This is a genomic window from Colwellia sp. BRX10-9 (assembly GCF_014077405.1).
Taxonomy (GTDB): Bacteria; Pseudomonadota; Gammaproteobacteria; order Enterobacterales; family Alteromonadaceae; genus Colwellia_A.
Genome location: NZ_JACGVV010000084.1, coordinates 1 through 1,418, shown reverse-complemented (window position 1 = coordinate 1,418; position 1,418 = coordinate 1). Strand labels below are relative to the sequence as shown.

The following is a 1,418-nucleotide window of genomic DNA, read 5'->3' as shown; positions in this document are numbered from 1 at the left end:
TAATGCCGATCAGTTAAGCAATTTATAGCTTGATTAATTTGCTAATGAGATCAAAATCCAGTGATTGATATCACTGGATTTTTTTTATGCAACTTTCTACCGCGCTTTCTTTAGTTAATTCAAATAACGTCACCGAGTTCCAAAACTTAGCAGAAATTTTGTCTCCAGAAATTATTAGTGCGGGACTAAAAGAACACGGAATATCTACCATTCGAAAGCGTAAGCTGCCTATGGAAAATATGGTGTGGGCTGTCATTGGCATGGCATTATTTCGCAAGTTTCCAATGCGTCAAATGCTTAATCAGTTGGATATTATTTTACCCAGCGGTATCCCCTATGTTGCATCTAGTGCGGTCACGCAAGCGAGAAAAAAACTCGGTAGCAAAGTTATAGAAACTGTCTTTCAACAAACGCAACAACAATGGAACCATGATGCTAATCATGGTCAGTGGTGTGGTTTAAACCTTTTAGGTGTCGATGGTGTTGTGTGGCGAGTGCCCGATACCGATGAAAATAATGAAGAGTTTGCCAAAACAGGGACGCAACATGGCAAAGCCAGTTACCCTCAAGTACGTATGGTGTGTCAGATGGAGTTAACGAGCCATTTATTGACTAACAGTGTCTTTGATAGTGTTGAAGTTAACGAGATGAATCTTGCGTTAGGGTTAATTGATAAAACACCTGATAATAGTTTAACGCTGTTCGACCGTGGATTTTATTCATTAGGCTTGTTACATCGCTGGCAAAGTACGGGCAACACAAGGCATTGGTTAATGCCACTCAAAAAAAATACACAATATGAAGTTATCAATAGTTTTGGAAGACAAGATAAATTAATCCAATTAACCACAACGCCTCAGTCACGAAAAAAGTTTCCAGAATTACCTAAAACGATGCAAGCACGGCTCATAACCAAAAAAGTGAAAGGAAAAGACCTTCAAATACTCACTTCAATGATAGATCCTATGCGCTTTCCACCCGCTGACATTGTTGATTTATATGCCCACCGATGGGAAATTGAGTTAGGATTTAGGGAAATGAAACAGTCGCTATTGGACAATCGATTCACATTACGAAGTAATCAACCAGAGCTTATTAAGCAAGAGCTTTGGGGGATATTATTGGCTTATAATTTAATCCGTTATCAAATGGTATTAATGGCTAAATCGCTAGACGGTGTCCACCCCAATCAACTGAGTTTTAATGGCGCTTCAATGCATATTATTCACGAATTAACCCAGTTATCATTCTGCACGCCAGGTAACATTCCCAAATACACAATGAATATTACAAAATCGGCTAAGCAATTCGTTTTACCCGGTAGGCGAGAACGGCAATATCCGAGAATGTTGAAATGTTCAAAGAATAGGTACCCTGTTAAAAGTAAAAATGCCGTTCACCTTAAGTGAACGGCATTA

Annotated in this window: 1 protein-coding gene; it reads left to right on the top strand. The window is 38.9% G+C overall.

The annotated features are described in order from the left end of the window. Positions 1-86: 86 nt before the first annotated feature. Positions 87-1,409: an IS4 family transposase gene (locus H4J69_RS19560; protein WP_182245196.1), complete on the top strand. Its 1,323-nt coding sequence runs from the start codon at positions 87-89 to the stop codon at positions 1,407-1,409. The last annotated feature ends 9 nt before the right edge of the window (positions 1,410-1,418 follow it).